Source organism: Aromatoleum toluclasticum ATCC 700605 (assembly GCF_000378245.1).
Taxonomy (GTDB): Bacteria; Pseudomonadota; Gammaproteobacteria; order Burkholderiales; family Rhodocyclaceae; genus Aromatoleum; species Aromatoleum toluclasticum.
Map to the genome: position 1 here is coordinate 1 of NZ_KB899535.1, position 1,156 is coordinate 1,156.

A 1,156-nucleotide genomic window follows, 5' to 3' on the forward strand; every position below is an offset into this window, starting at 1 on the left:
TGGCAAAGAACGTGTTCGTGGCCTGCGTGGCCGATGGCGCGGGGCGGGTGATCGAGACGCGGGAGTTCAATCGATCGGGGTTCGTGGCGTGGCTGTCGACGCTGCCGCAAGGTACTGTCGTCGGGATGGAAGCCTGCGGCGGTGCGCATTGCTGGGGCCGCACGATGCAGGCGCTGGGGCTCGAACCGCGGCTGATGGCGGCCGAGTTCGTGCGCCCGTACCGCAAGCGCCAGGCGGTCAAGAACGATCGGGCCGATGCGGCGGCGATCGTCGCGGCGCTGCTCGCGCCGGGGATGCGCTTCATTCCGGTCAAGACCGAGGCGCAGCAGCACCGGCTTGCGTGGCACAGCCTGCGGCTGGGCTGGATCGAGGAGCGCACCGCGCTCTTGAACCGCATCCGGGGGCTGCTCGCCGAATTCGGCATGGTCGTCGACACCGGCGCGGCGCGGCTGCGACACAAGCTCGCCGAGCTCGAATTCGACACCGCGCAGCCCGCGCCGATCCGCCACCTGATCCAGTCCGTGCGCGATCAGCTCGACGCCCTGGATGCGCGCATCGCCGAGTGCGACCGGCAGATCGCCGCGCAGCAGGCCGATGACGCCGCCGCCCGGCGGGTGCGCGACCTGCCCGGTGTCGGGATGCTCACCGCGGACGCGGTGGTTGCCAGCGTCGGCGACGCCACGATGTTCCACAACGGCCGGCAGTTCGCGGCGTGGCTCGGCCTCACACCGAGCCAGTATTCCAGCGGCGGCAAACCCAAACTCGGCCGCATCACCCGGCGCGGCGACGACTATCTGCGCACGCTGCTCGTGCAGGGCGCCCGCAGCGTGCTCGCGGCCACCTTGCGCAAGCACCGAAGCGCCCCCGCGGCGCTCACACGACTGCAGCAGTGGATCGTGACGCTCAACGCTCGGGTCGGTTACCACAAGACGCTGGTCGCGATCGCCAACAAGCACGCCCGCCAGTTGTGGGCGGTGCTCGCCAAAGGCGAAGCCTACAACCCCGAGGCGTGGCGCCAGGGGCACAACATGGTTGAACAGCCCGCGTCCTGAATCAGCAGTTTCCGTTGAAGGTGTTTCCATGACTGCGCGCACGCGATAGACAAACAGGTCAGACCGACCGGCTGAGAGCCTGGCTAACCTGATGGCCGACCACG

General features: G+C 69.1%; 1 protein-coding gene. It reads left to right on the forward strand.

From position 1 onward, the window contains the following. The coding region (locus F464_RS29770; RefSeq protein WP_018993104.1) for an IS110 family RNA-guided transposase at positions 1-1,052 on the forward strand (1,052 nt) is incomplete at its 5' end. Between the last annotated feature and the right edge of the window lie 104 nt (positions 1,053-1,156).